Source organism: Pseudarthrobacter scleromae (assembly GCF_014644515.1).
Classification (GTDB): domain Bacteria; phylum Actinomycetota; class Actinomycetes; order Actinomycetales; family Micrococcaceae; genus Arthrobacter; species Arthrobacter scleromae.
On sequence record NZ_BMKV01000004.1, the window covers coordinates 497,265 to 520,802 of the forward strand.

The window sequence follows — 23,538 nt, forward strand, 5'->3', positions numbered from 1 at the left end:
ATGACCATCCTCCTCGCCGGCTGTGGTGACCTGGGGACCGAAGCCGGGCTGCGGTTCCACGCCCTGGGCCACCGCGTGGTGGGCTGGCGCCGCTCCCCCGCGAAACTGCCGGCCGCCATCGAAGGTGTCGCGGCTGACCTGGGCGCACCCGGACTGCCGCCGGTTCCCGCCGACACCACCGCCGTCGTCATAGCCGTTGCTGCCGATTCGCCCTCCGAGGAGGCCTACCGCGCGGCCTATGTGAATGGATCCGCCCACGTCCTCGACGCCCTGGAACGCGACGGCGTACAGCCGGGCCGGGTGCTCTTTGTTTCCTCCACCGCCGTCTACGGTGATGCCGGGGGCGGCTGGGTGGATGAGGACACCCCGACTGCGCCCGGCGGGTTTTCCGGACGCGTCCTGCTGGAAGCCGAGCAGCTCATCCGGGACCGGTTCAGCGGCACGGCCACCACAGCCACGTCCCTCCGCCTGGGCGGCATCTATGGCCCTGGGCGCACCAGGTTGATCGACCAGGTCCGCACCGGTTCCGCCGTTGTTCCGGAGGATATCCGGTACACCAACCGCATCCACCGGGACGACGCTGCTGCTGCCATGGTCCACCTCACCACGATGGCCGCCAATCCCGAAGCAACCTATGTTGGCGTGGACAACGATCCCGCCGACCTTGGCACGGTACTGCGCTTCCTCGCCACGGAGATGGGCCTCGCGGAGCCCCCGGTGGGCGATGCCGGGCCGGCGCGGGGCGGCAACAAGCGCTGCAGCAACGGACTCCTGCGCAGCACCGGATTCGCATTCACCTATCCTTCATTCCGCGAGGGGTACCGGGCCGTCCTCGCCGGCGCCGGGGTTCGCCACCCCTAGCTCCCGCCTGGCTGCCGGCGCCGGCGCAGTGCTGCAGCCGGCCGGTGCGGCTCAGCCGGCGTCCGAACGCCAGTACCGCAGCCCGCCGCTGGTGCCGCCGTCGGGGGCGACGTCCACCACGGCATACGGGAATACCCGGCGGTCCGACTGGTCGGGCCCGCGGCCGCGCACGTCAGAACACCAGGTGCCGGTGTTGACGTACCGGGTGGCGCAGGCCCCGAGGGACAACTCCAGGGCACGGTGGGTATGGCCCGACAGGTACCAGGCCACCCCGGCACCGTGCGCCTCAAGGGTACGGGCCACCCGGACCGCCGCGGCAGGGGCCTTTCCGCCGGCGGCGCTGCGCCCGGCGGCCGCGAGCGCCATGCGGGTAGCGGCCACCGGGAGCGCGGACACGGTCCGGAACCGGGACAGGCGCGCCAAGTCCCGGACAGCCACCCCGTCAAGCCCCAGCCGGAACGACTCGGCCTGCAACAGCTCGGCGTATGCGGGCTCCCGCACGCGGCGTTCCGCCCGCTCGGACGCCAGGCAGGCCTGGGCAACCGCCCCGGCACGGCCCAGGCGCGACCTTGACTGATCGGCGTTCCAGGCGGCGAGCGGGGGCAGGTCCAGTCCGTCGGTGCCGTTGACCGCAGCGCGGAGAATGTCGGGTATGCGGTGCAGCGCGTGGTGCTGGTGCCCGTGCTCGGCCACCAGCACGCGGGGGACGTGCAGGAACCACGGGTGCACCTGGACCCGTGCGGGCTCGGCCGGTGACAGCAGCGCCGCCAGGCGGGCAGCCACCGAGGGGCGGGCCAGCTCCACGTCGTGGTTGCCGCACACGAAGTGCAGTTGCACGCCCCGCGCCGCACACTCCTCCAGCGCCTGGAACGTTCCGGGATGGCGGGCGCGGATGGACTCAAGCCGGGCCACGCTCCCGTCCCCGCTGCAGCCGACCAGCTCGAACGTGTCGCCCACGAACGCGACGTGCTGCCGCGGACCGGAGGCTGCGAGCACCTCGCGCCGCAGGAACCCGGTCAGCATCCTGCCTGGATACCGGGGATCGCGGTCCGTCACGCCCAGATGGAGGTCGCTGAGGAGCAGCCACCGCGCAGCGCCGCTCATACGAGCAGTCCCAGCACGCGTGGAAGGAAGAGGACCAGGTACATCACCCACATGGCGGCAACCACCCTGGTGCCCACGGTCCGGCCGAGGATCCTTGGACGCGCGGGCTGCCCGGTGTCCGGTTGCGTGCGCCGGACCTCGAGCGCGACGAGGGTAAAAAGCAGTGCTGCGGCCGCGAGCAGGCCCGCCAGGTCGATCAACACGTCGATCATCATGCCGTCTCCCTTCGCGCGCGGGCCAGGCAGGCGAGGACGGTGATGGCGCCCATCGTGACGACGCACGCCTGCCACGACCAGACAGCGAGGTAGAACATCGCCGTGGACACCGCCGCGAGGGTGGCGAGGCCGAGCGCCAGGACGAGCAGTGCGCCGAGCGCGGCGTCGGTCACCGGCGTGAGCCGGGCCAGGGCCTGCCCCGGGAGCAGGACGAGGACGGCCGTCGCCGCCACCGCCTGCAGCGGTGTCGGCAGCCCGACGAGCGTCACCAGCGACAGTGCCACCGCCGCAAGACCGAGCGCCAGGGTAAGCCGGCTGACGCTGCCGCTCATGGCGCCACCCGGTACGCGCGTGCGTCGGCGTTGCCGAAGACGAACTCCACGCCGTCCTGTGCCCCCAGCCAGTCCTCCAGTTCGGCGAAGCCGCTCTCGCTGGTGGCACCCTGCAGCACGAGGCTCGCCTCGGACGAGCGCGTGAGCAGCAGCACGGCACCGGCAGGGTTGTGCCGGGCGTAGTTGTAGACGAGGGGGCCGCACACCTCCGCTGACAAGTCCGTTTGGCACAGTTCGTCGATCGTCCGGTACTTGTTCTCAAGGTAGGAGTCGCTGCGCCAAGGCGTCGGGTGGGCTGCCGAGATGATCGCGGAGCCTGGGGGCGCCAGACGCTGTGCGGCGACGACGGCGGCCATCTCGCCGTCGGTGAAGACGTCATACTGGGCGTTCCCGAAGCGCCCTGTCACGGTCAGCATGGCCAGCAGGGTGCAGGCAAGGGCTAGCCCGGCCGCGGCTCCGGCAGAGGGGCGCCTGTTGCGACGCGTGGGAAGCAGGACAGAGCAGGCCAGGACCGCCACGAAGGGCAGCGCGAACAGCGAAACGCGGATGAGCATCTCCCCGCCGTACAGCTGTGCGGGGAAAAGCAGCAGCGGGCTGACAGCCAGGAGGACCACCCTGATGTCGAGGCGCCCCCTGCGCCAGTCGCGCAGCGCTCCCACCGCCGCGAGCAGCCACAGCACCACCGTGAGGGCCATCCGGACCTGGACCACAAACACGTGCCCGGGGGTCCCGCTCACGCGGTCGACGACGTTTGCCTCGGCCGCGGCCAGCAGGCCTGCGTCCTCCAGGGGCGGGTGGCCCACGAGGTAGGCACTGGCGGGGTAGACGAGCCAGAGTGACAGCACCACAGCGGTGATCAGGGGCAGCCGGCTGGGCCAGACACGTCCGCTCAGGGTGAGGGCGATCATGGCGATGAGCAGCATGAACGGCGTCAACTGGTGGCTCGCGCAGATGACCGTGACGAGCAGGATAACGACCGCGATGGCGCTTACCCGGTGGGCATGCCGCGGCTCGGCGGGCGACCGCCGCCGCCACCACGATTCAAGGGCGGTGCGTTTGAAGCCGCCGAAGGCCGGGGCCCGTGCGGCCAGGGGCCCGACGAGCAGTGCCACGACGACAAGGTAGAGGAAGAATCCGAAGGCCTGGGGCGAAAGGTAATCCTGGTCCTGCCAGTTGCCGAGGCAGAAGAGCCATAGCGCAAGCCACCGACGCCGCGGATCGCGCGTCAGATAACGTGTCAGCACGCCCATGGCGGCGAGCCACAGACCCATGTTGAAAACCGGTGCCCAGAGCGCAACGGCGACCGGGTCGAGGCCGGTCGCCCCCAGGATGGTCGCCAGGAGGGCGAAGAAGCCCGGCCAGTTGAAGTACGCGTCGATGTCCGGGTTGATCCCCTGGGTCTCGGAGAGGGCGTCGGCGATGCCGAGGTGGCGGAAGGCGACCTCCCCCCGCGGGATATCCGTCACGAAGGCCGCGGTCCCGAAGAGCATGAGCACGAGCACCCCGATGAGCCACAGCATGACCGGGCGGCGTGCCGGGCCCTCGTCGTCGCCGCGCAGAGCGACGGCGAAGGCGACGTTAAGGAGCAGGACCCCAGCCCAGAACGGGTAGGGCAGCACGGCGAGGAGCCCTAGGTCGCTATTAATGGGTACCTCCACCGTGGAGGCGGCCCCCGCGGCGAGAGCCAGGGACGCGGCGCCAGCCACAACGCACCCCACGTCGCGGAGCTTCCAGCGTCGCTCGGTACGGCTGGGGGCATCGATCGTGCTGGTCATCGCGAGTCCTGCTTGACTCGCCGGAGGACGGCCACCAGCCGGATGCCGGCCCCCGCTGCACCGATGGAGAGCACCACCAGCCAGGCAAGCGCCATGGCGCTGGCCCCACGCTCGGCGGCCAGGAGGGCTCCGACGCAGAGGGCGGCTCCGAGCGTCACGCCAACGATGATCGCCTCAGCGTAACGTCCGCGGGCCCGGCACACGGCGTTGTAGGCCTGCAGCACGGCATATGCCACCAGTCCTGCCGCCAACAGCCGCAGGGCGTCCGCGGACGAGTCGGCGTAGCGCTCGCCCATCAGCCCGAGCAGCGGGCGGGCAAAGACGACGAGGACGACGGCGGCCAGGCCTCCTACGGCGAGCGACCATCGGAGGCTCGCCCAGGTGGTGGCTACCAGGCGGTCCGGCTCGCGGACACCTTCGGAAAACTGGACGATGCCCATCAGCATGGGAGCGGTGTAGGCGGCCCAGGCCATCATCCAGGCGGGATACCAGTAGGCGGCTGCCTCCGGCGACACCAGGTGCGCGAGCAGGAGCGGTAGCAGCAGCCCGGGAGCGCGCTCGGTCAGCGTCAGGATCTGGTTCGGCAGGCCCAGGGCCAGCAGTGAACGGCCGCGCGCCGCACGCAAGGTGGGCCTCGGCCGGTAGCCGACCAGTCTTCGCAGCTGGATCGCACCCACGACGCACGCCACGGTGGTCCCGAGCGTCCAGCAGGCCATCAGCACATCGGCGGAGGCACCGTGCGCCCGCCAGGCCACGAGCCCCGCGGCCCCGAGTGCCACGCCGCCGCCCAACGCGTACCTTGGGGCTGCGCTGGCACCTCGTCCCAGGGCTACGAGCGCCTGGTCCAGCACGATGACCAGGGTGCCGGTGACGGCAGCAACAAGGAAAGTGAGCCAGAAGAGAACCGACAGGGAGGCTGTATCCGGCGTCACGGCCGCCTGCAGCACAAGGTAGCCGAGGGCCAGTCCGGTGCCCGCCACCCCCACGATGGCGAACGCGGCGTCCAGCACCCGCGCGGGCGGCTCCCCGCGTCCCACCGAGACGATCACGGCCGACCCTGCACCGAGCACCGCGAGCTGCGTGCAGAGCATCACCGCCGAGACCGCGGCCATGGTGAGCCCGACCTCGCGGTCGGACGTAGCGCGCGCGGCCACGACCCAGAAAGCGAAACCTGCGCCCGTCTGGGCGGCTTTTGCGACGACGAGGCCGAGCGAGCTGCGCAGGGCGGAGTGCCGGACGGTTGAGGCGTCCGTCTCGGCTGTTCCCCGCCCAGCCCTCACGACGCGAGACCCCGCGCCAGGCCTGCGTAGTTGTACCAGCAGAAGGCAACGTAGTAGCGCAGCCACCGGGGCTGGCCCGCCGCAAGGCTCAAGGCGCTGCCCCGGACTGCCGCGGCGGCGGGCAGCAGCGCCAGCCTCGCACCGCGCCAGCCGTGTTTGCGGATCATCTTGCCCAGTCCGGTTCCGTCCATGAGGAACTGGTCGAGCGCGAAGTCGAAATCGTCTGCAGCGAAGCGGTGTTCGACCATCACTCGCTGCGACACAGCAGTCCGCAGGCCCGAGTCCCGCATCCGCCAGCGCAGCTCAATGTCCTCCCCCGACTTAAACGAGTCGTCGAAACCCATACCCAGCATCAGTTCCCGGTCAACGAGCGTGGCGACGAGCCCGAACCAGTTGCGGCTGCGCCCGGTGCGATGGTGGTGTGCGAGCGCCTGTCCCCAGTATCCCGGTCCGCCGACACTCTCCAACCCGGCCTGGAGGGCGTCATAGCCGCCCTCCACCAGCTCTGTCAGCAGGTCGGCGACCCCCGTGGGCCCGAACACCACGTCGGAGTCGACCAGCAGGACCCAACGGGTGCTGCTGTTCCGCACACCGAGTGTTCTCGCCCACGGCAGGCCGCGGCCCTCGTCGCTGACCACCCGGGCGCCGGCGGCACGGGCGATGGCGACGGTTCCGTCCGTGGAGCATCCGTCCACCACGATGATCTCGGCGACCCCCGACTCTCGCAGGGCCTCCAGGCAACGGGGCAGCATAAGTTCCGCGTTGCGGGCAGGGACAACCGCGGTGACCTCGGCAGGACTGTGATCCACGGTGTCCGCCCCCTAGGCCTGCTCGTCGAGGACCGACGGCAGCAGCTGTTCGAGATGCCGGACAATGTCGTCCGATGCCTCGTCTGCCGTGTACGCGGAAGGCACCTGCAGCAGGTGGCAGGGCCGTCCGTCGAGTGCCTTGCTCAGCACGACCCCCTTGGCCGCGAAGTGCTCCCGCCACGGGACAACGGACGTGGCCGCCAGGCCGGTCACAACCTGTTGCGAAAAGCCCGCCATCTCGATATGGAAGTTGCCGATCATGCGGTCGACCATCCAATCCGCTGTCCGCTCGAGAATCCGGGTCCGTGTGCCTTCGAAGCGCTCGACGTACACTGCGGCCGCAAGTGGGGCCGCAGTGGTGACTTTCCGTCCGGGGAACGCGGTCTCCGCCGTCACCATGCGGTGCTCCGGCGACCATCTCCGGGAGAAGTCCGCAAGACGCGGATAACGGATGACGTACGGGTGCACGATCGTGGTGAGCCTGCCGACGCTCTGCGAGAGCCGCGACGGCACGAGGGGCTTCCGGACACCTTCGAACAGGTGCGGGTAGATGGCCCGGTGATGGGGTTTGATGAACATAGGCTTTGCGTAGCCGAGCAGTGTGGCGTCCTCGGCGAGGAAGGCCCAGTCGTCACCCATGAACGACCACCCGTCGCGGCGCATCAGCTTGGCGGCGGTGCTCGTTTTGCCGGTGCCACCGGCGGCGGGAAGCGCGATGGCCTGGCCCCGGTAAGCCATTGTTGCCGCGTGGATCATGGCGGCTCCCCGGCCGATCATGGCGGCGTCCAGGACAGGTACCACGGAGGTCAGCAGCTCGCCCGCGCCGTGGATGCGCCACTGTTCTCCGTCCCTCACCACCTGGACCCTGTCGGCATTGAAGCGGACGCTGTCCTCCGTATAGGCAAGCTCGTGCTCGAGCAGGCCCGCATCAGGCATCGGCTCCGGCTGGTCATCGACGACAATGTCGGCCGGCCGCTCGGCGTCGGTGGCGAAACAGGCCAGCATGCTCCGGAGCTGGTGGGCTGCCGGCGCCTTGGCGTCGACGCGGATCGTGACGCGTCCGTGGATATCGAAGTGCAGTGCGTTGGTCTGCGAGGTGCGCATTGTCGTCCCCTGTCTGGGTGGTGTCGGTCAGATGATGTGGACGGCGCCGGCCGTGTCCACGGTGTCCGCGGTGGCGTCGCGGTGGCAGGTGGCGACGTTCACTGCACCTCCCGCCACGGACTGACCCCGGCCAGGACCGGCTGGTCCAGGGGGCGCCCGGGAAAGTGGGCAAGGTGGCGTCCCCGGAAGTAACCCGCAGACGTAAAGGCCACGACCGCCACCACGGCAACCGCGCGGCCAAGGCCGGCAGGATCGCCACGGCTCCAGTCCCTCATCCCTGCAAAGATGGCACGGGGCAGGATTCTTCGGACGTACCTGCGCTCGGGGCCCAGGGCCCGCTTGTGCCCTACGATGTGGCTGACCTGGGCCTTGGAGATACCTTCCGACCAGGACCTTGAAAGCATGTAGCGGACCGTTCCCCTGCTGGCGGGTACATGGTGGCGCACCAGCGCGGCCGGCTCGTAAACGATGCGGGATCCGGGCGCCCCCATCTTCGACCGAATGCAGATCTCGGTTTCCTCGCAGCCCAGCGGGATGGAACCACGCCGGCCCAAGGAGAGGTTGAAACCGCCCACCGTTCGTATGACATCGAGCCGGAACGACATATTGGCGCCAATGACGTTCCTGACCTCGGTTGCAACCCGTGGCAGGCCCCGGTGGCTGCAGCCAACGATCCAGTCCAGCTCTTCACCGAAGTACCCGGGACGGCCCTTTTCCCAGACAGGTTCCACCCGCCCGCCCACTGCCAGCACCTCGGGATCGTCGTACAGGGTGATCAGGCGTTCCAGCCAGTCCGGTGCGGCCTCTGCGTCATCGTCGAGAAAGGCGACGACGTCTGAATCCGCCAGGCCCACGCCCGTGTTGCGTGCCCCGGAAAGTCCGCGGGGGCCGGTGTTCCGGACGACGGTGACGTCATCGACGGTCTTGGTTAATTGCTCGAAGAGTTCCTCGTTGTGGTCAACAACGACGAAGACTTCGTTGGGTGCCCAGGTCTGCAAGCGGAGGGAATCGATGACGTCCAGCAGCCACACCCAGCGTTCAGCCGTGTAAGCGCAGATGATCACGGTGACCGTAGGGAACACAACATGCGTCATGTTCACGCCACGCTTATGGCAGGAAGGACACTCATCGGATCGGTGGGCGTTCGCGGGAAGCTCACATTGGCATAGGCGTACTTCACGCGACGCAGCGCCTCGGGACGTGCACCGGCAGTGGGGGCCTCCCAGAGGAGGCACTCGTGTGCCATTGTCCCCAGCACCCGCCAGCCGTCCCGGAAAGTCTGGAGGTTTGATGCCCCGGAGATGCGGTTCAACTCCAGGCTGGGGACCTCGGCTATCCGGAGGCCGGCCTTGGCGGCCCTGACGATCAGCTCAGTCTCGATCTCGAATCCGTCGGATTCCAGCTGCAGGACGTCCAGGCACTCCCGCCGGAATGCGATGTAGCCGTAGCAAAGATCAGAGTAGTTGCTGTGCAGGACCGCGTTGGCCAGCCCGGTCAGCGCACGGTTTCCTGTGCGCCGCAGCCACGTCAGGTCCTCCGACCCCCCTCCCGTGACGTACCGGGAGCCTTTGACGAAGTCGTAGTCATGCTGGAGTGGAGAAATGAACCAGCCGATTTCCCTTGGATCCATGCTTCCGTCGGCGTCGAGCATGACGATGATATCGCCCGTGGCTGCGGCAAATCCTGACCGCAGCGCGACGCCTTTGCCTTTTCGCAGCTCGTTCACCACGACGATGTCCTTGCGCAGTGCTTGGGCCACCCCGACGGTGTTGTCCGTGGAACGGCCGTCAACGATCACCACCTCATCCACATACAACGGCATGCGCCGAAGGACCCAGGGGATGTTTTGGGCCTCGTTCAGGGTGGGAATGACCACGCTGATAGACGCTCCCTCCGGCGCGGCCGAAGGCTTAGAAAAAGATTTTGGGGGCTGGGTGGAAATGGACAAACGCCTCACCACTTCACTGGACTTAGAGAACTCCGGCCGCTGGACGCCCCACTGCAGGAGCAATCACCGGGCCTTGGTTCCTTCCTCGGCCCCGGGTAGGTTGAGCATAGGGTCGGCCCCGCAAGGTAGACACCAGTAATGTGTACTCGCTTTAATATCGCGTCCTACGTAGGGATCCTGGCCATGGAACAACGCCCGAGCGCCGCTGCCCTCTGGCCCGATCCGCCTGTCCTGCCCCTGCCGGCCATCATGGACCAGCGCTGGCTTAACGCGGTTTTCCTGCATTGGCGGATCCCCGAATCATCCGCTGCCCGGTTCATGCCGCCAGGGGTGGCGCCGGACGTATTCGACGGCTCTTCCTGGGTGGGCCTCATCGGCTTCCGCATGAAGGGCGCCGGAATAGGCCGCGGGCCCGGAATTCCGTACCTGGGCAGCTTCAACGAGGTCAACGTGCGCCTCTACTCGCGGGAGCCAAACGGAACCAGGGGCGTGGTGTTCCTGAGCCTTGACGCGAACCGGCTTCCCGTTGTCCTGGCTGCCCGGCAAGCGGGAATACCGTATGTGTGGTCCCGCATCCGGTCATGGGGAACACCGCCTGAAGACGTGGGTGGCGGCCCCAGCGGCTATTCCGTCAGCCGCTTCCGGAAAGGCGCGTCCAGCCGCTTCAGCGTCACTCCCGACCCACATTCGGTGGCTGACGACCCCCTGTCCATCCACGTCACAGCCCGGTTCGGACTGCACAGCAGATTCCACGGGCGGACCATCCACATCCCCAACACCCATGAACCTTGGGCATTACACAAGGCTGATCTCCACGATCTTCACGATGGACTCATCAGCTCGGCAGGCATTGACGTGGATGGCCCGCCAGAATCGGTCCTGTACTCGCCGGGGGTGCGGACCCAGTTCGGCTGGCCGAGGGTGGTCACCGGCGCTCGGGGTTAAGGCCGGGAGCAAAGCCAGCGCCGGGAAGTCAGGCGTCCTGCCAGCCCCGGCCCTCGCTGAAGGTGGCCACGAGCGTTCCGACCCCGGACTGGAGCGAATTGGACGGGTCAAAGTAGAGGGAGCCTTCAGAGGCGCGGCTGTGGCTGATCAGCTGTTCAGCTTCAAGTTTCGCCTCCGGAACGGTGGCACCGATGATGCCAGTCCTGGCTGGCAGCTCCGTGGTGTGCACGGTCTCCGCTCCCGTCTCCGATAACGGAATGGTGGTGCCGGGGTTGATCTCGTGGTGGGGAAAATCAAACCCGGCGTCGTCGCCTGCCGCGGGAATCGTGTACTCCAGGAAATACGTCATGAAACCACCTTTGCAGAATCTCCCTGGCGCCGAAAGCCCGCCTCCGCGGAGGTGTCCACTGAGCCAATGCGGCATCTTCCCACGTCAACCGGACGCTCCTATACTTGCCGGATGATGTCGCTGTGGTTTGGCGTCATAGCATCCAGCGCCCTGGTTCTGGGTGCCTTGATCGGCGTCCGGTTCGAACTGCCCAAGCGGCTGCTGGCCATGCTCCTGGCCTTCGCCGCCGGCGCCCTCATCACCGCCCTCGCTTTCGAACTGTTCGAGGACGCCTACGAACGCGGCGGCATTATCCGCGCCGCCCTTGGCCTGATGCTGGGTGCGGTGGTCTTCACGGTCCTGAGCGCTTTGCTGGACCGGTGGGCACAACCCGGAGACGCAAAGCAGGCCACGGCGGCGGACGAGGTCCAGGGCAGCGCCAAGCTCGATACTGACGCAGCAGCAAGCGACAAACGCCCTACCTCAGCGTCCACAAGCGGGGCGGCCGGACTGGCCTTGCTGGCCGCCGTCACACTGGACGGCGTCCCGGAAAACATGGCCCTTGGAATCTCCCTAGGTGAGGGAACAGGCGGGCTGGCGTTGCTGGCCGCAATCTTTGTCTCCAACTTCCCTGAAGCGCTGGTGGGTTCAGCCTCGATGCGGAGCCAGGGCCGGTCGGCGGGCAGCATCATCGGGCTCTGGGTGGCCTGTGCCGCCCTGCTGGTCATCGCCGTCGTGCTCGGCGCCGGGCCCCTGTCCGGGACCGATCCGGAAGCAATATCCATACCGCTGGCCTTTGCCGCCGGAGCCGTGATCGCGTCCCTCGCGGACACCCTGATGCCGGAGGCCTACGAACACGGCGGCCCCGCGGTAGCCCTCAGCACGGCGGCAGGGTTTGTCCTCGCGTTCGTCCTGTCGCTCGCCTGAACCTCCACGCAACAGCTACTTGCCCAGGCCGGCCTTCCGCAGCGCCTCAGCCATGGCCGTGTTGACGGGAGCTTCCCTCTTCGCAGGCGCGGGCGCCGCAGCGGAACGGCCGGGCGAAGGCGCCTTCCGCCCCGGGCTACCGCCCTGCTCCCTGCCGCGTCCCGGGTTCTGCGGGGTGCCGCCGGCGCGCCCCGTGCCCGTGCGTCCGGCGGCGGGTTCGTCATCGAGCCGCAGCGTCAGGGAGATCCGCTTCCGGTCCGGGTCCGCCTCCAGAACTCTGACGCGGACCACCTGGCCGGACTTCACCACTTCCCGCGGATCGGAGACGAAGCGGTTCGCCATGGCGGACACGTGCACCAGTCCGTCCTGGTGGACCCCCACATCAACGAACGCGCCGAACGCCGCAACGTTCGTCACGGTTCCTTCCAGCACCATCCCTGGTTTGAGGTCGGAAATTTTCTCAATCCCGTCGGAGAAAGTTGCGGCCGCAAACGCGGGACGCGGGTCCCGTCCCGGTTTATCCAGCTCGGACAGGATGTCCTGGACCGTGGGCAGGCCGAACGTCTCGTCCACGAAGTCACGGGGGTCCAAGGAGGAGGCCGGTGCCGATCCCGCCGCGGCCCGGATCTTCCGGGCAACCGAGTACGACTCGGGGTGGACACTGGAGGCGTCCAGCGGCTCCGCTCCCCCATTGATCCGGAGGAAGCCCGCGCACTGCTCGAACGCCTTCGCACCCAGCCGTGGCACCTTCTTCAGGTCATTTCGCCTGGCGAAGGGGCCGTGTTCGTTCCGGTAGGCCACGATGTTCTCGCTCAGCAAGGGTCCGACGCCGGCCACGCGGCTGAGCAGCGCGGGTGAGGCTGTGTTGACGTCCACGCCCACGGCGTTCACGCAGTCCTCCACCACCGCGTCCAGGCTGCGGTCCAGTTTCGAGGCTGTCACATCGTGCTGGTACTGGCCCACGCCAATGGATTTCGGATCGATCTTTACCAGCTCGGCGAGGGGGTCCTGGAGGCGGCGGGCAATGGAAACCGCGCCGCGCAGCGACACGTCCATGCCCGGAAGCTCCGCCGCAGCCAGTGCCGAGGCGGAATACACGGATGCGCCCGCTTCCGAAACCACCAGCTTCTGGGGCTTGCGGTCCACATCCGGCAGCCGCTTGATCAGTTCGGCTGCCAGCTTGTCGGTTTCCCGGGACGCCGTGCCGTTACCGATGGCCACGAGTTCGACGGCGTGCTGCCGGGCCAGCCGGACCAGCGTGGCCAGTGCTTCGTCCCACTTCCGCGAGGGGGCGTGAGGGTACACGGTGTCGGTGGCAACGACCTTGCCGGTGCCGTCCACCACGGCCACTTTGACGCCGGTCCGGAGCCCCGGGTCCAGGCCAAGGGTTGCCCGGTTTCCCGCCGGGGCAGCCAGGAGGACGTCCCGCAGGTTCGCCGCGAAAACGCGGACGGCTTCGTCCTCCGCGGCGGCGAACATCCTGCCGCGAAGGTCGGCCGTCAGCCGGGACAGCAGGCGGGAACGCCACGCCACCTGCGCGGTCTGGATCAGCCAAGGGTCGGCGGGACGTCCCCTGTCGGCGACCCCGAGGCACCTGGCCACCGCCGACTCGTAGCGCGTGCGCGCGGCGGCAAGGGCGGCGTCGTCCTGTGGGTCTGCCTCGGCAAGGTCCAGCTCCAGGACGCCGTCCTTTTCTCCGCGCAGCAGCGCGAGCACCCGGTGGGACGGCATGCCCGCAGGGGCCTGGGCGAACTCGAAGTAGTCAGCGAACTTCTGGCCGTCGCTTTCCTTCCCCTTCTTCACGCGTGAGACCATGCGGCCCTGCGCCCACAGCCGCTCGCGCAGGTCGGCGGCCAGGTCCGGGTCCTGGGCCACCCGCTCCACCAGGATGGAGCGTGCCCCGGCGAGCGCCGCTGCGGCGTCGGTGATGGCGTGTTCTTGGTTGAGGTACTTGCCGGCTTCGCGTTCCGGGTCCAGGTCCGGCCGTTTAAGCAGGGAATCGGCCAGGAGTTCAAGGCCGGCTTCCCGCGCGATCTGCGCTTTGGTCCGCCGCTTGGACTTGAAGGGCAGGTAGATGTCCTCCAGCCGGGACTTGGTGTCCGCCGCGAGGATGGCCGTCTTCAGCTCCGGCGTCAGCTGGCCCTGCGCGTCAATCGCCTCCAGGACTGCACGACGGCGGTCGGCAAGTTCGCGGAGGTAGCGGAGCCGTTCGTCGAGCTCACGGAGCTGGGTGTCGTCCAGTGTCCCGGTGGCTTCCTTGCGGTAGCGGGCGATGAACGGCACGGTGGATCCGCCGTCGAGCAGTTCAACGGCTGCCTTCACCTGCCATGCTTTGACGCCCAGCTCGGCGGCGATCTGGGTATGGATGGCATCGTCCGTTGTCGGGGAGGCGGACGGGGCGGAAGGGGCCTGCGGCAGTTGAGTCACCAGAACATCTTGCCTTACCGGGTTGCGCGGCTCCACTGCTGATCACGGGTCCGCGCCACACCGGCTGTTCCGGGCAAGGGTATTCCGCTGCCGCCGGCAAAGTGCTGTAGTTGAGGTGCCGTCACAGGCACCCAATGCTCGAGGAAGAGGCCACCATGAGGGAACTGCTTATCATTTTTCAGGAGGGGTTCGACGAGGCCAACATCACCGTGACGGTTAACGGGAAGCAGGCGCGGCGGGATATTGGGGTCTCCACCAATCCGATCCTTGGCATCGCCAACGAGGTGTCCGTGGAGCTGCCGGCTAAGGGCGCTCAGGTGGGCGTGGAGGTGACGAACCGCGGCCTGAAGGCAATCACCAAGGTGAGCGGCAGGCCAAAGAGCGTGCTGGTTTCGATCGAGGACGGCAGGCTTGTCATGAAGGAAGGAACCGGCAGGGAGGCGCTGCTGTAGCGGGTTGAAACAGCTCAAATATGGCCCTAGTAAAAGTCCATTCGCTGGAGTACGATCTGATCACCGCCGGCATCCTGGAGGACCCGGCGGGCCAAATCTCCAGAGTTTGAGCCAAAGGCCGTCGGATGGCCTGCGGCGCCCGCTGCCGGGACAGCACACCGCGCAGCCAACGACGGCGGCACCCAAGCCGGGTGCCGCCGCCGTCGTTTAATTGCCGTCCTAGTTCTGGTAGGCGGGGTAGTCCGTGTAGCCCTCCGCGCCGTCAGCGTAGAACGTGGAGGGATCCGGCTCGTTCAGGGGAAGGCTTTCCTTCCAGCGGCGGGCGAGGTCCGGGTTGGCGATGGCGGGGCGGCCCACCACCACGGCGTCGGCATGTCCGTCGTCCACCAGGGACGCTGCCTCGTCGCGGGTGGTGATCACGCCGAAGCCGGTGTTGACCAGGAAGGTCCCGCCGAAACGGACCCGGAGGTCCTGGACCAGGTCACCCGTAGGCTCGTGGTGCAGGATGCTCAGGTAGGCGAGGTTGAGCGGGGCGATGCTGTCCACCAGCACCTCGTAGGTGGCGCGGACAGCAGCGGCGTCGGTCTCGGCGATGCCCTGCACGTTGTGCTCCGGGGAGATGCGGATGCCCACGCGGTTGGCGCCCACGGCTGCCACCACGGCGTTGACCGTTTCGATGACGAACCGGGCACGGTTCTCAGGTGAGCCGCCGTAGCTGTCGTCCCGCACGTTGGAGTTCGGGGCCAGGAATTCGTGCAGCAGGTACCCGTTGGCCGAGTGCAGTTCCACACCGTCGAATCCGGCCTCGATGGCGTTGAGTGACGCGTTGACGAATTCCTGGATCACCATGGGGAGCTCGTCCGTGGTCAGGGCATGCGGTACCGGGTAGGGCTGCTTCCCCTGCGGGGTGCGGACGATGCCGTCGATTGCGACGGCACTGGGGGCCACCAACTCGAGTCCGCCGGTGATGTCAGGGTGCGATACCCGTCCGCCGTGCATGATCTGGGCGAACATGCGACCACCTTCGGCGTGGACGGCGTCGGTGACCTTCTTCCAGCCGGCCACCTGTTCCTCGGTGACGATGCCGGGCTGGCCGGCGTAGGAGCGGCCAACCGGGGTTGGGAACGTTCCTTCACTGACAATGAGGCCGAGGGACGCGCGCTGGCGGTAATGCTCTGCGACGAGCGGACCGGGAACCCCTGCCTCACCTGCGCGGAGCCTCGTCAAGGGTGCCATGACCAGGCGGTTCGGAAGCTCAAGTTCGCCAAGGTTGAGGGGGGAAAACAGCATGCGCGGTTCCTTTCGAAGGCTGAAGGTTTACTGCCTTCGCCAACCGGGATGCAGCCGCAACTATTCCTGTTGCGATGGGAATCACAGCACGTGGACGTTGGGCTTCGGGGCTATTGGCCGCCTCCTACCTGGCGGTCCCGGGGCAGCCCTGGCCCTGGGAGTTGGCGTTGCAGTCGTCCGCGTAGTTGCGAGTCAGCGAGCGCCACACGCTGATGGTTTGCGGAGGAGCGCTGAACTGGCCCTGGCCGGGAATCGGCAGGGGCGGCCCGGCATTGACCGAATAGGTTCCCTGGAAGGTGGTGGTCAGCATCACCTGGAAGTCGCCGGTAGCCCCGTAGGCGTGGCTGGTCCGGGTCTTTTCACCCCACCGGTCCTGGGGCAGCGGCCCGCCCATGGATGGCTGGGGCCCGAACACGGTTCCGTCGCCGTAGTTCCACGTGTACTGGACCGGGGTGGCCACGATGTGTACCTGCTGCCCGAACATGGTGACGTCGAACTGCTGCTCGGCTGCGTCCGCATAGAAGTTGGTCTCAGCACCCCGCAACGTGTGCGGGCTGGGTTGGGCCACCACCGTTCCAGCATTCACCGGCAGGCTCTGGAACTCCCGCTGGATGTCAGCTGCGATCCTGGGCAGCAAGTCCTCGGGCCTGGCGTCGAAGAGGCACGTTGGGCCGGAGTGATGAGCCCACACAGCGCCGGGTACACCCCGGGGCCGGGAGAGCCAGGTGACGGGAATGCCTTCTTCGCCGTCGGGCCCATCCTTGCACTCCAGCTGGCGGCCAAGGCAAGGAGTATCGAAGTCTCCCCCACCGAGGTGGCACTGGAGTTCGTACTTGTACTCGTTGGGGTCGGTAGGCACCGCACCCGGAGCTTCTGGAACCATCTCTCCTGTCAGTGGATCCTTGACCAATCCACCAACGTCTACGCCAATTGCGCCGAAATTCGCTTCAGTACCGTCATGAACAGATGCCGGATCTGACGGCGTCAGTTCCAAGTGCAACATCACTACCATGACCAGACTCGTCCATGTCCGCATTGATGCTCTCATCAGCGTAGTGGATGAAGCCCATTGACGCGCCAGGCAGAATCTTCAAAAGTAGCCAAAAGCACGTTACCCGTATTGGAAGCGCCGCTTGCAGCCCGAAATTCCGAGCCACCCGCCTGGTAGTAGCTGATCGGAGTTTGCTGCACCTGAAGTATGACCTGATAGTTACCGTCAGCGGCCCGTTCAAATGACGTTGTGGCGACTGGAAGGGTAATTTCTCCACCTGCCAACCAACGCTCACCTGAATAGTTCGTGGTGAGGGATGTACTGATCTTTGAACAGTACTCGCAATTTGGCGACGTCATGGCTTGAAAGCCAGTCATGTCGCCCGTTTGATAGGCGTAGTTGAGTTGTTCAAACCAGTACTTTGCGAACGCTTCGAGCCCCTCTTTCGTCTCCGTCTTCGCCACCTCGGGGAGCACGGGGACGGGGACGTTTTGGGCGGGGCCGGAGGCGTCGGCCGGCTTGTACACGGCGGTGGGTGTCGGGGTCGGGGTTGACGGCGGGCTGGTCGTGGCCGAACCCGTTGGCGTGGAGGACACTGCACCTGGATCTGCGGGCGCCCCACCCGCGCAGCCGGCCAGGATGAGTGCCGCAGCAACAACAGCACCGGCAGCAGCTAAGCGGATTCCCCAAGGCGTGGAGACGTTGATTGATGTCATGGGCCGCTAATCCCCCAGTAGTTTCAAGACGGCTAACTCCGGACAATGACTTAAGGGTAGCCCAGGTCACATTTCGGCGATAAGACTTATCCACAGACACCCGCCCAAGGTTTTATCACTCTCTGGAGACCTTGAAGGAAGTCATAGGAAAAGCCGGTGCATTCACGCGCCGGCTTTTGGTACGGCAAAGCCCTGCCCTGGAGAAGCTACTTCTACGGAGGCAACACCAACTCCCCGCCTTGTCCGTGGAAGACGCGACATACTGCGGGCCGCCGTCGGGCGCGTCCTTCGCCGACCGCACCATGTCCGGACGTTCAAACTCCATGCCGGTCACGTGGCAGAGGAGCTTGTCGGCTATTCGGAGGACTTGTGCCTTGACTGTTGCCGTAAACAAAAGCTGTTACCGCCCATTGTTGCCCTTCCACAAAACCGGCCAAAGATACCGGAATTACTGTCGGAAGGAGATCACAACCGAAAGCTAGGACGGCGATGACAACCATTTCCCGCACCACGGAATATCCAATTCTGGAGACCGCCCGGCAACAGGTCCTGGAGGATGGGATCGGCCTCACGGAGGCTCAATTGGTGGAGGTTCTGCGGCTCCCCGATCCCGCAGTCCCCGCCGCGCTGGAGCTTGCCCACCAGGTGCGCCTCAAGCACTGCGGTGAGGACGTGGAGGTTGAAGGGATCATTTCCATCAAGACCGGCGGCTGCCCGGAGGACTGCCACTTCTGCAGCCAGTCCGGACTCTTTGACAGCCCCGTCCGCGGCGTCTGGCTGGACATCCCGGAGCTGGTCAAGGCAGCCAAAGAAACAGCAGCAACAGGGGCCACTGAATTCTGCATCGTGGCAGCCGTTCGCGGACCCGACATCAAACTCATGAACCAGATCAAGTTCGCCATCGACCGCATCAATGAGGAAGTGGACATCAACATCGCCTGCTCCCTGGGCATGCTCACCCAGCACCAGGTCGACCAGCTCGCTTCATGGGGAGTGCACCGCTACAACCACAACCTCGAGACGGCACGGAGCTACTTCCCGCAGGTGGTCACCACCCACAGCTACGAGGAGCGGCTGGAGACCTGCGCCATGGTCAAGGATGCCGGCATGGAACTGTGCTGCGGGGCGCTGATCGGCATAGGCGAGTCACTCGAACAGCGCGCAGAGCTGGCCGCGCAACTGGCTGCCCTGGAACCGCACGAAGTGCCGTTGAACTTCCTCAATCCGAGGCCCGGCACGCCGCTGGAAAACCAGCAACTGATGGACGGCAAGGACGCCCTCCGCGCCATCGCCGCATTCCGGCTGGCCATGCCCCGCACCGTCCTCCGGTACGCCGGCGGACGGGAGCTCACCCTCGGCGACCTCGGTACCCGCGAGGGCCTGCTGGGCGGGATCAACGCCGTCATCGTGGGCAACTACCTCACCACCCTGGGCCGTCCCGCCGCCGCCGACCTTAACCTGCTGGTGGACCTCAACATGCCCATCAAGGAACTCCAGAAGACCCTATGATCCCCAACCGCTCAACCAGCTCAATCATCGGGAGCGTCTGCGGCCACTGCGGCGAGTTGTACCCAACGGAAACGTTCGACGGCGGGAGCGCGCCGCCGTCGAACGTCCTCCAGACGGGCGATGTGCACATGGCGGGCACCGCTCACCGGGAGTGCGCTGCCCGGCTTCAGCTGGAACCGCCGCGCTACTGCGGCCAGTGCGGGCGCCGACTCAAGGTCCAGGTGTCACCCCACGCCTGGACTGCCAGCTGCTCAAGGCATGGAACCGCCACCTCCTGACCGGCGCCCAAAGTTCCTGAAAACCTCTGGCGTGTTTCTACATTACGTAGAAGAATGGCGTCATGATGTTTGAACATGTGGATGGACAACCCGTTCTGGAACTCGACGACGAACAGTCCTGGCGTCTGCTGGAGGGCACCAAGCACGGGAGGCTGGTGGTGTCCGTAGCGGGAGAGCCGGATATCTTCCCGGTCAACTACGTCACGGCCAACCGGAAAATCTATCTCCGGACGGCTCCGGGCAACAAGCTGGCCCAGTTAACCATCAACTCCATGGTTCTCTTCGAAACGGACGGCATCCTCTCGGAGGAGGCTTGGTCCGTGGTGCTGCGTGGAAAGGCGCGAGTCCTCAGCAACTCTGCAGAGCTGGCAGCGGTAGAGGAACTCGGGCTGAAGACCTGGGTGCCCACCCTGAAGGACTTCTACGTGGAGATTGAGCCCACGTCCGTCAGCGGCCGCCACTTCGAATTCGGCGAACAGCCGGAACGCGAAATCTAGGAGCTCCTAGACTGAAGGCATGGCGGACAAGCTCACTCCTGAGCGGCGCAGCTGGAACATGTCCCAGATCCGGGGCAAAAACACCAAGCCGGAACTGCTGGTGCGCAGGCTCCTCCATGCCAAGGGATACCGCTACCGGCTGCACGGCAGAGCCGGCGCCACCCGCCTGCCCGGCAACCCGGACCTGGTGTTCGCAGGCCGCCGCAAAGTGATCTTTGTCAACGGCTGCTTCTGGCACTTCCATGACTGCCGCGTGGGCCTGCACGCGCCCCAGGCCAACGCCAAATTCTGGGCTGCCAAGCGCAGCCGGACCCGCGACCGGGACGCCCATCAACGCCGCCTGCTGGAAGACGCCGGCTGGCAGGTCCTCACCGTGTGGGAATGCGAACTCAAGGACAGCTCCGCGCTGGAAACCGAGCTGGTGCGGTTCCTGGAAACCGGCCGCTGAATCGCCGCTCCTGCGTGCCTGCTCCCAATCAGGATTCGCCGCTTTCAAGGCATCTTGAGCCAATCTTTAGGCATTCCCGCCGCAGTTCTTGAGTGCTGGCAAGAAATATGGATGGGTTCAAATCCAGGCAAACCACAACCCTATTCCCAGCCCCGCTGCAACCGCTCCCAAGCTGGGAACCGGGTGCAAAACCGGGCACAAAAACCACGGGCCCACGGCCGAGGGGTAAACCCGCAGTCTCATCAAGAAACCCACAATTCTGTTTCCAAAACCCGTCGCGCGAAAGCAACGCCCCTAACCTGAAGTGAAACAAATGCCCCACGTAACCGCCCCCTTCCAGGAAGGGACTGTTCCCGCCGAAAGGACCGTCATGAGCGCCGCAGATGATGCCCCCCGGCCCTTGGTGGACCAGTCGGTTCTCGACCGGTTGAGGGAGGAGCTGGAAGAGGACGAGGGGTACTGCAAGGTCTTCGTGGGGAACTTCATTGAGTACCTGCCGCACCGGATTGGACGCCTCCGGCTGGCGCTGACCACGGGAGACCTGGAAGGTTCGGTGGACGCAGTCCTCAGCCTGAAAACCTCCAGCCAGATGGTGGGTGCCGAGCGGCTGGCCGGCCTGGCCATGGACCTGGAGGGTGAGCTCCGCAGCGAAGCCCGCCACTCAGATGTGGCAGTCGTCCTGCCGCAGCTTGCCGCCGCATTCCTCCGGCCCATCAACCTGTGCAGCCGGCAGACCATGCACCGCCTGCAGTCTCAGTGTTCGCCCGGAGCCAGGCGATAACCCACGCCACGGACGGTCTGGAGCCAGCGCGGCTTCTGCGGTGAGTCGCCCAGCTTCTTGCGAAGGTTGCCCATGTGGACCTCGACGGACCGTTCGTCTGCCTCGCTGATGTAGCTGCCGACGTCGTAATCCTCGTCCCGCAGCCGGCGCACCAGGTCGGACTTGGTCCGGACCGTCCGGCCGGCCTCCAGGAGGGCGTGCAGGAGTTCGAACTCCGTGCGGGTCAGGTTCATTTCCTTGCCGTCAACAACCACGGTCCGGGATGCGTAGCTCAGTTCCAGTCCGTTGTGGCTGAAGTTCCCCCGCTCAGGGTGGGCGGCTCCACCGTCGGCCGCGGCATCTCCCGGCATGGCGTCAGCAGGATCGGCGACAGAACGGGGGCGGCGCATCATCGCCGCAATGCGGGCGCGGAGCTCCCTGGGGCGGAACGGTTTGGTGAGGTAGTCGTCAGCCCCGGACTCCAGCCCGATCAGGGTGTCCAGCTCCTCGGTGCGCGCCGTGAGCATCACAATGTAGGCGTCCGAAAACTCGCGGATCTGGCGGGAAACCTCAAACCCGTCGATGTCCGGCAGTCCGAGGTCCAGGGTGATGACATCCGGATTGAGGGTCTTGGCCACAAGGACACCTTCTGCCCCGCTGCTGGCAACGCTTACGTCGAACCCGGCCTGGGACAGCACGGTGCGTACCAGTTCCCGGATGTCGTGGTCATCCTCGATGACCAGTCCCACTCGTGCATCACTCATAGCGCCCCCTCAGCAGCCAACGTCTGAAGTATAGCTGGCTGCCGATATCCTGCTGGCATGGCTTCACACACCCCGCCCCGCAAGTTCCGTGCCATGGACCACCCCGTGGCCTGGTCCTCGGGCAAGCTGAGGTTCTTCCGTCGGCCCTTCCACGAGTACCGGCTTACGGACCGGGTGGCGCTGAGCCAGATGCCGCTGTTCGTGACCACGCTCCTCACGGCATTCCTGGTGTGGGCGTTTTTCCCCGTCACCATGGACAACCCGCTGTTCGTGGCCTTCCTGGTGTCCCAGCTGGTGATCATGGCCCTCTGCTACCTCATTCCGTGGGACCGGCTGCCGTACACGAGTTTCCTCATCATTCCGCTGCTGGACTTTGTCTCCATCGCCGTGGGCCGGGAAGGCGGCGGGCAGGAAAGCCTCACCGGGATCAGCCTGCTGGCAGTGTTCCCGGTGATCTGGCTGTGCGCGTCCGGATACTACCCCCGGACATCCCTGTGGCTGTCCTTCCTGGCCCCGCTTGCCATCATTTGGGTCCCGCTGCTGCTGGAGGGGAGCCCGACGCCCCAGGACCTGGCGCGGTCCCTGCTCCTTCCGGTCATGATGCTCGGCATCGGGGTGTCCGTCAGCGTATTGACGCTCAGCATGACGCGGCAGCAGCGCGCGCTTGAGGAGAAGGATGCCCAGCTGCAGGACAACCTGCGCACCAGCCAGCGCCAGGGGGCGCTCCTGAACACCATCCTGGACACTGTCCACCTGGGGGTCCTTGCGGTCGACGCGGACGGGCACGACGTCCTGATGAACAGAAGGCAGCGGATCAACCACGAACTCGCCCGGCCCAAGGACATCGCGGACCCAAACGAGTCCCAGTTGCTGGTCTTCGGACCGGACCGCGTGACGCTGGTTCCCGTTGAGCAGCGGCCGGTCCGCCGCGCCGTCCTCGGGGAAACCTTCACCGATTATCTTGTGTGGCTGGGCTCCGGAAGAGAACAGCGCGCCTTCGTGACCACCGCCCGGGCCATGAAGGACGACGACGGCGCGTTTGCCGGTTCCGTGATTGTCTTCAGCGATGTGACGGACCTGGTGAACGCCCTGACGGCCAAGGATGATTTCGTCTCCAGCGTCTCGCACGAATTCCGGACGCCCCTGACCTCGATCCTGGGCTACGTGGAAATCCTTCTTGGCGACGAGCCCGAGGACACCCAGCGTGACATGCTGGAAATCATCCGCCGGAACTCCGAACGGCTCCTGACGCTGGTATCGGACCTGCTGTCCAGCCGGAACGGCCAGCTGATCGTGACGCCCGAGGCCGTGGACGTGGCAGAACTGGTCCGCTCCAGCGTTTCCTCTGCCATCCCCCGCGCAGCAGCTTCGGGAGTTGAGCTGGAGGCTGATACCCCGGACCGGCTGGAGGCCCACGTGGACGGGCCCAGGATCTCTCAGGTGCTGGACAACCTGGTGTCCAACGCCATCAAGTACTCCCCCGACGGCGGCAGCGTGATGGTCTCGCTCGCGCGGGAGGACGGACACCTGGCATGCCGGGTCACCGATACCGGCATGGGACTGAGCCCGGAAGACGCGTCCGAAGTCTTCGCCAAGTTCTTCCGCGCCAGCACTGTCCGAAGGACAGCCATCCCCGGCGTGGGCCTCGGCCTGCCGATCAGCAAGGCGATCGTCGAGGCACACGGCGGGACCATCGAGGTGGACAGCGCCCTGGGCGAAGGGACCACCTTCACATTTCGGGTGCCGGTCTAGTCTCCTTTGGCCCCTGGCGGCTCCGG

The 23,538-nt window shown here is 66.5% G+C and carries 25 protein-coding genes; 10 read left to right on the forward strand and 15 right to left on the reverse strand.

Features of this window, described 5'->3' with window-relative positions:
* Entirely contained in the window at positions 1-861 is an 861-nt protein-coding gene (locus IEX33_RS13120) for an SDR family oxidoreductase (RefSeq protein ID WP_188730821.1), read from the forward strand.
* 51 nt (positions 862-912) lie between these two features.
* Here IEX33_RS13120 and IEX33_RS13125 read toward each other — a convergent pair whose 3' ends face one another.
* The 9 genes from IEX33_RS13125 to IEX33_RS13165 form a co-directional block, all read right to left on the reverse strand.
* Positions 913-1,965 (reverse strand): metallophosphoesterase family protein, encoded by a 1,053-nt coding sequence (locus tag IEX33_RS13125; RefSeq protein WP_188730823.1) that lies wholly within the window; start codon positions 1,963-1,965, stop codon positions 913-915.
* Positions 1,962-2,180, reverse strand: coding sequence for a hypothetical protein (locus IEX33_RS13130; protein ID WP_188730825.1), 219 nt, complete (start codon positions 2,178-2,180; stop codon positions 1,962-1,964). Before IEX33_RS13130 ends, IEX33_RS13125 begins: the two co-directional genes overlap by 4 nt.
* Positions 2,177-2,512 carry a hypothetical protein gene (locus IEX33_RS13135; protein WP_188730826.1) on the reverse strand — a complete coding sequence of 112 codons (336 nt, stop codon included), beginning with the start codon at positions 2,510-2,512 and terminating at the stop codon, positions 2,177-2,179. Before IEX33_RS13135 ends, IEX33_RS13130 begins: the two co-directional genes overlap by 4 nt.
* Positions 2,509-4,287, reverse strand: a complete 1,779-nt coding sequence (locus IEX33_RS13140) for a glycosyltransferase (RefSeq protein WP_188730828.1) — start codon at positions 4,285-4,287, stop codon at positions 2,509-2,511. Before IEX33_RS13140 ends, IEX33_RS13135 begins: the two co-directional genes overlap by 4 nt.
* Positions 4,284-5,567, reverse strand: a complete 1,284-nt coding sequence (locus IEX33_RS13145; RefSeq protein WP_188730830.1) for a lipopolysaccharide biosynthesis protein — start codon at positions 5,565-5,567, stop codon at positions 4,284-4,286. The genes IEX33_RS13140 and IEX33_RS13145 overlap by 4 nt, the downstream gene beginning before the upstream one ends.
* Positions 5,564-6,376 (reverse strand): glycosyltransferase family 2 protein, encoded by an 813-nt coding sequence (locus tag IEX33_RS13150; protein ID WP_188730832.1) that lies wholly within the window; start codon positions 6,374-6,376, stop codon positions 5,564-5,566. Before IEX33_RS13150 ends, IEX33_RS13145 begins: the two co-directional genes overlap by 4 nt.
* Before the next feature lie 12 nt (positions 6,377-6,388).
* Positions 6,389-7,480: a hypothetical protein gene (locus IEX33_RS13155; RefSeq protein WP_188730834.1), complete on the reverse strand. Its 1,092-nt coding sequence runs from the start codon at positions 7,478-7,480 to the stop codon at positions 6,389-6,391.
* A gap of 98 nt (positions 7,481-7,578) precedes the next feature.
* Entirely contained in the window at positions 7,579-8,574 is a 996-nt protein-coding gene (locus IEX33_RS13160) for a glycosyltransferase family 2 protein (RefSeq protein ID WP_188730835.1), read from the reverse strand.
* 2 nt (positions 8,575-8,576) lie between these two features.
* Complete coding sequence (locus IEX33_RS13165) at positions 8,577-9,356, reverse strand: glycosyltransferase family 2 protein (protein WP_229675368.1); 780 nt, start codon at positions 9,354-9,356, stop codon at positions 8,577-8,579.
* Positions 9,357-9,611: 255 nt separating this feature from the next.
* Between IEX33_RS13165 and IEX33_RS13170 the strand changes: the two genes are divergently transcribed.
* Complete coding sequence (locus IEX33_RS13170) at positions 9,612-10,373, forward strand: YqjF family protein (RefSeq protein WP_188730923.1); 762 nt, start codon at positions 9,612-9,614, stop codon at positions 10,371-10,373.
* Between the two features lie 28 nt (positions 10,374-10,401).
* Here IEX33_RS13170 and IEX33_RS13175 read toward each other — a convergent pair whose 3' ends face one another.
* Complete coding sequence (locus IEX33_RS13175) at positions 10,402-10,722, reverse strand: hypothetical protein (RefSeq protein WP_188730839.1); 321 nt, start codon at positions 10,720-10,722, stop codon at positions 10,402-10,404.
* 111 nt (positions 10,723-10,833) lie between these two features.
* Here IEX33_RS13175 and IEX33_RS13180 point away from each other — a divergent pair, with 111 nt between their 5' ends.
* A complete protein-coding gene (locus IEX33_RS13180) occupies positions 10,834-11,628 on the forward strand; it encodes a ZIP family metal transporter (protein ID WP_188730841.1) in 795 nt (264 codons plus the stop codon).
* A 15-nt stretch (positions 11,629-11,643) separates the two neighbouring features.
* Here the strand turns inward: IEX33_RS13180 and IEX33_RS13185 are convergent, their stop codons facing one another.
* Positions 11,644-14,055 (reverse strand): Tex family protein, encoded by a 2,412-nt coding sequence (locus IEX33_RS13185; protein WP_188730843.1) that lies wholly within the window; start codon positions 14,053-14,055, stop codon positions 11,644-11,646.
* Positions 14,056-14,189: 134 nt separating this feature from the next.
* On the opposite strand from IEX33_RS13185, the gene IEX33_RS13190 reads away from it, so the two are divergent.
* A complete protein-coding gene (locus tag IEX33_RS13190; RefSeq protein ID WP_104186219.1) occupies positions 14,190-14,507 on the forward strand; it encodes a hypothetical protein in 318 nt (105 codons plus the stop codon).
* Between the two features lie 219 nt (positions 14,508-14,726).
* On the opposite strand, the gene IEX33_RS13195 is transcribed toward IEX33_RS13190, so the two are convergent.
* The 3 genes from IEX33_RS13195 to IEX33_RS13205 form a co-directional block, all read right to left on the reverse strand.
* Complete coding sequence (locus tag IEX33_RS13195) at positions 14,727-15,797, reverse strand: alkene reductase (protein WP_188730845.1); 1,071 nt, start codon at positions 15,795-15,797, stop codon at positions 14,727-14,729.
* 124 nt (positions 15,798-15,921) lie between these two features.
* A complete protein-coding gene (locus tag IEX33_RS19365; protein ID WP_229675369.1) occupies positions 15,922-16,680 on the reverse strand; it encodes a hypothetical protein in 759 nt (252 codons plus the stop codon).
* A gap of 164 nt (positions 16,681-16,844) precedes the next feature.
* The gene (locus tag IEX33_RS13205; protein WP_188730847.1) at positions 16,845-17,504 is read right to left on the reverse strand and encodes a DUF6318 family protein; all 660 of its coding nucleotides are present in this window, start codon (positions 17,502-17,504) and stop codon (positions 16,845-16,847) included.
* 489 nt (positions 17,505-17,993) lie between these two features.
* On the opposite strand from IEX33_RS13205, the gene bioB reads away from it, so the two are divergent.
* The 5 genes from bioB to IEX33_RS13225 all read left to right on the forward strand — a co-directional run bounded on the left by bioB (position 17,994) and on the right by IEX33_RS13225 (position 21,017).
* Positions 17,994-19,013: a biotin synthase BioB gene (gene bioB, locus IEX33_RS13210; protein WP_188730849.1), complete on the forward strand. Its 1,020-nt coding sequence runs from the start codon at positions 17,994-17,996 to the stop codon at positions 19,011-19,013.
* A 128-nt stretch (positions 19,014-19,141) separates the two neighbouring features.
* Positions 19,142-19,291 (forward strand): biotin synthase auxiliary protein BsaP, encoded by a 150-nt coding sequence (gene bsaP / locus IEX33_RS19565; RefSeq protein WP_456107199.1) that lies wholly within the window; start codon positions 19,142-19,144, stop codon positions 19,289-19,291.
* A 62-nt stretch (positions 19,292-19,353) separates the two neighbouring features.
* Complete coding sequence (locus tag IEX33_RS13215) at positions 19,354-19,788, forward strand: pyridoxamine 5'-phosphate oxidase family protein (RefSeq protein ID WP_188730851.1); 435 nt, start codon at positions 19,354-19,356, stop codon at positions 19,786-19,788.
* Between the two features lie 19 nt (positions 19,789-19,807).
* The gene (locus IEX33_RS13220) at positions 19,808-20,236 is read left to right on the forward strand and encodes a very short patch repair endonuclease (protein WP_188730852.1); all 429 of its coding nucleotides are present in this window, start codon (positions 19,808-19,810) and stop codon (positions 20,234-20,236) included.
* A gap of 370 nt (positions 20,237-20,606) precedes the next feature.
* A complete protein-coding gene (locus tag IEX33_RS13225) occupies positions 20,607-21,017 on the forward strand; it encodes an Hpt domain-containing protein (RefSeq protein ID WP_188730855.1) in 411 nt (136 codons plus the stop codon).
* On the opposite strand, the gene IEX33_RS13230 is transcribed toward IEX33_RS13225, so the two are convergent.
* Positions 20,990-21,760 carry a response regulator transcription factor gene (locus IEX33_RS13230; protein WP_181038099.1) on the reverse strand — a complete coding sequence of 257 codons (771 nt, stop codon included), beginning with the start codon at positions 21,758-21,760 and terminating at the stop codon, positions 20,990-20,992. The genes IEX33_RS13225 and IEX33_RS13230 overlap by 28 nt on opposite strands.
* Before the next feature lie 93 nt (positions 21,761-21,853).
* Here IEX33_RS13230 and IEX33_RS13235 point away from each other — a divergent pair, with 93 nt between their 5' ends.
* Positions 21,854-23,512 (forward strand): sensor histidine kinase, encoded by a 1,659-nt coding sequence (locus IEX33_RS13235; protein WP_188730928.1) that lies wholly within the window; start codon positions 21,854-21,856, stop codon positions 23,510-23,512.
* The last annotated feature ends 26 nt before the right edge of the window (positions 23,513-23,538 follow it).

Bases quoted from the DNA above. Each gene is read 5' to 3' on its own strand.
- IEX33_RS13190 (WP_104186219.1), top strand. From the start codon at position 14,190: ATGCTCGAGGAAGAGGCCACCATGAGGGAACTGCTTATCATTTTTCAG.
- IEX33_RS13140 (WP_188730828.1), bottom strand. From the start codon at position 4,287: ATGACCAGCACGATCGATGCCCCCAGCCGTACCGAGCGACGCTGGAAG.
- IEX33_RS13170 (WP_188730923.1), top strand. From the start codon at position 9,612: ATGGAACAACGCCCGAGCGCCGCTGCCCTCTGGCCCGATCCGCCTGTC.
- IEX33_RS13195 (WP_188730845.1), bottom strand. From the start codon at position 15,797: ATGCTGTTTTCCCCCCTCAACCTTGGCGAACTTGAGCTTCCGAACCGC.
- IEX33_RS19365 (WP_229675369.1), bottom strand. From the start codon at position 16,680: ATGGTTCCAGAAGCTCCGGGTGCGGTGCCTACCGACCCCAACGAGTAC.
- IEX33_RS13160 (WP_188730835.1), bottom strand. From the start codon at position 8,574: ATGACGCATGTTGTGTTCCCTACGGTCACCGTGATCATCTGCGCTTAC.
- IEX33_RS13225 (WP_188730855.1), top strand. From the start codon at position 20,607: ATGAGCGCCGCAGATGATGCCCCCCGGCCCTTGGTGGACCAGTCGGTT.
- bsaP (WP_456107199.1), top strand. From the start codon at position 19,142: ATGGCGGGCACCGCTCACCGGGAGTGCGCTGCCCGGCTTCAGCTGGAA.
- IEX33_RS13215 (WP_188730851.1), top strand. From the start codon at position 19,354: ATGATGTTTGAACATGTGGATGGACAACCCGTTCTGGAACTCGACGAC.
- IEX33_RS13130 (WP_188730825.1), bottom strand. From the start codon at position 2,180: ATGATGATCGACGTGTTGATCGACCTGGCGGGCCTGCTCGCGGCCGCA.
- IEX33_RS13230 (WP_181038099.1), bottom strand. From the start codon at position 21,760: ATGAGTGATGCACGAGTGGGACTGGTCATCGAGGATGACCACGACATC.
- IEX33_RS13235 (WP_188730928.1), top strand. From the start codon at position 21,854: ATGGACCACCCCGTGGCCTGGTCCTCGGGCAAGCTGAGGTTCTTCCGT.
- IEX33_RS13120 (WP_188730821.1), top strand. From the start codon at position 1: ATGACCATCCTCCTCGCCGGCTGTGGTGACCTGGGGACCGAAGCCGGG.
- IEX33_RS13125 (WP_188730823.1), bottom strand. From the start codon at position 1,965: ATGAGCGGCGCTGCGCGGTGGCTGCTCCTCAGCGACCTCCATCTGGGC.
- bioB (WP_188730849.1), top strand. From the start codon at position 17,994: ATGACAACCATTTCCCGCACCACGGAATATCCAATTCTGGAGACCGCC.
- IEX33_RS13205 (WP_188730847.1), bottom strand. From the start codon at position 17,504: ATGACATCAATCAACGTCTCCACGCCTTGGGGAATCCGCTTAGCTGCT.
- IEX33_RS13135 (WP_188730826.1), bottom strand. From the start codon at position 2,512: ATGAGCGGCAGCGTCAGCCGGCTTACCCTGGCGCTCGGTCTTGCGGCG.
- IEX33_RS13180 (WP_188730841.1), top strand. From the start codon at position 10,834: ATGATGTCGCTGTGGTTTGGCGTCATAGCATCCAGCGCCCTGGTTCTG.
- IEX33_RS13155 (WP_188730834.1), bottom strand. From the start codon at position 7,480: ATGCGCACCTCGCAGACCAACGCACTGCACTTCGATATCCACGGACGC.
- IEX33_RS13220 (WP_188730852.1), top strand. From the start codon at position 19,808: ATGGCGGACAAGCTCACTCCTGAGCGGCGCAGCTGGAACATGTCCCAG.
- IEX33_RS13175 (WP_188730839.1), bottom strand. From the start codon at position 10,722: ATGACGTATTTCCTGGAGTACACGATTCCCGCGGCAGGCGACGACGCC.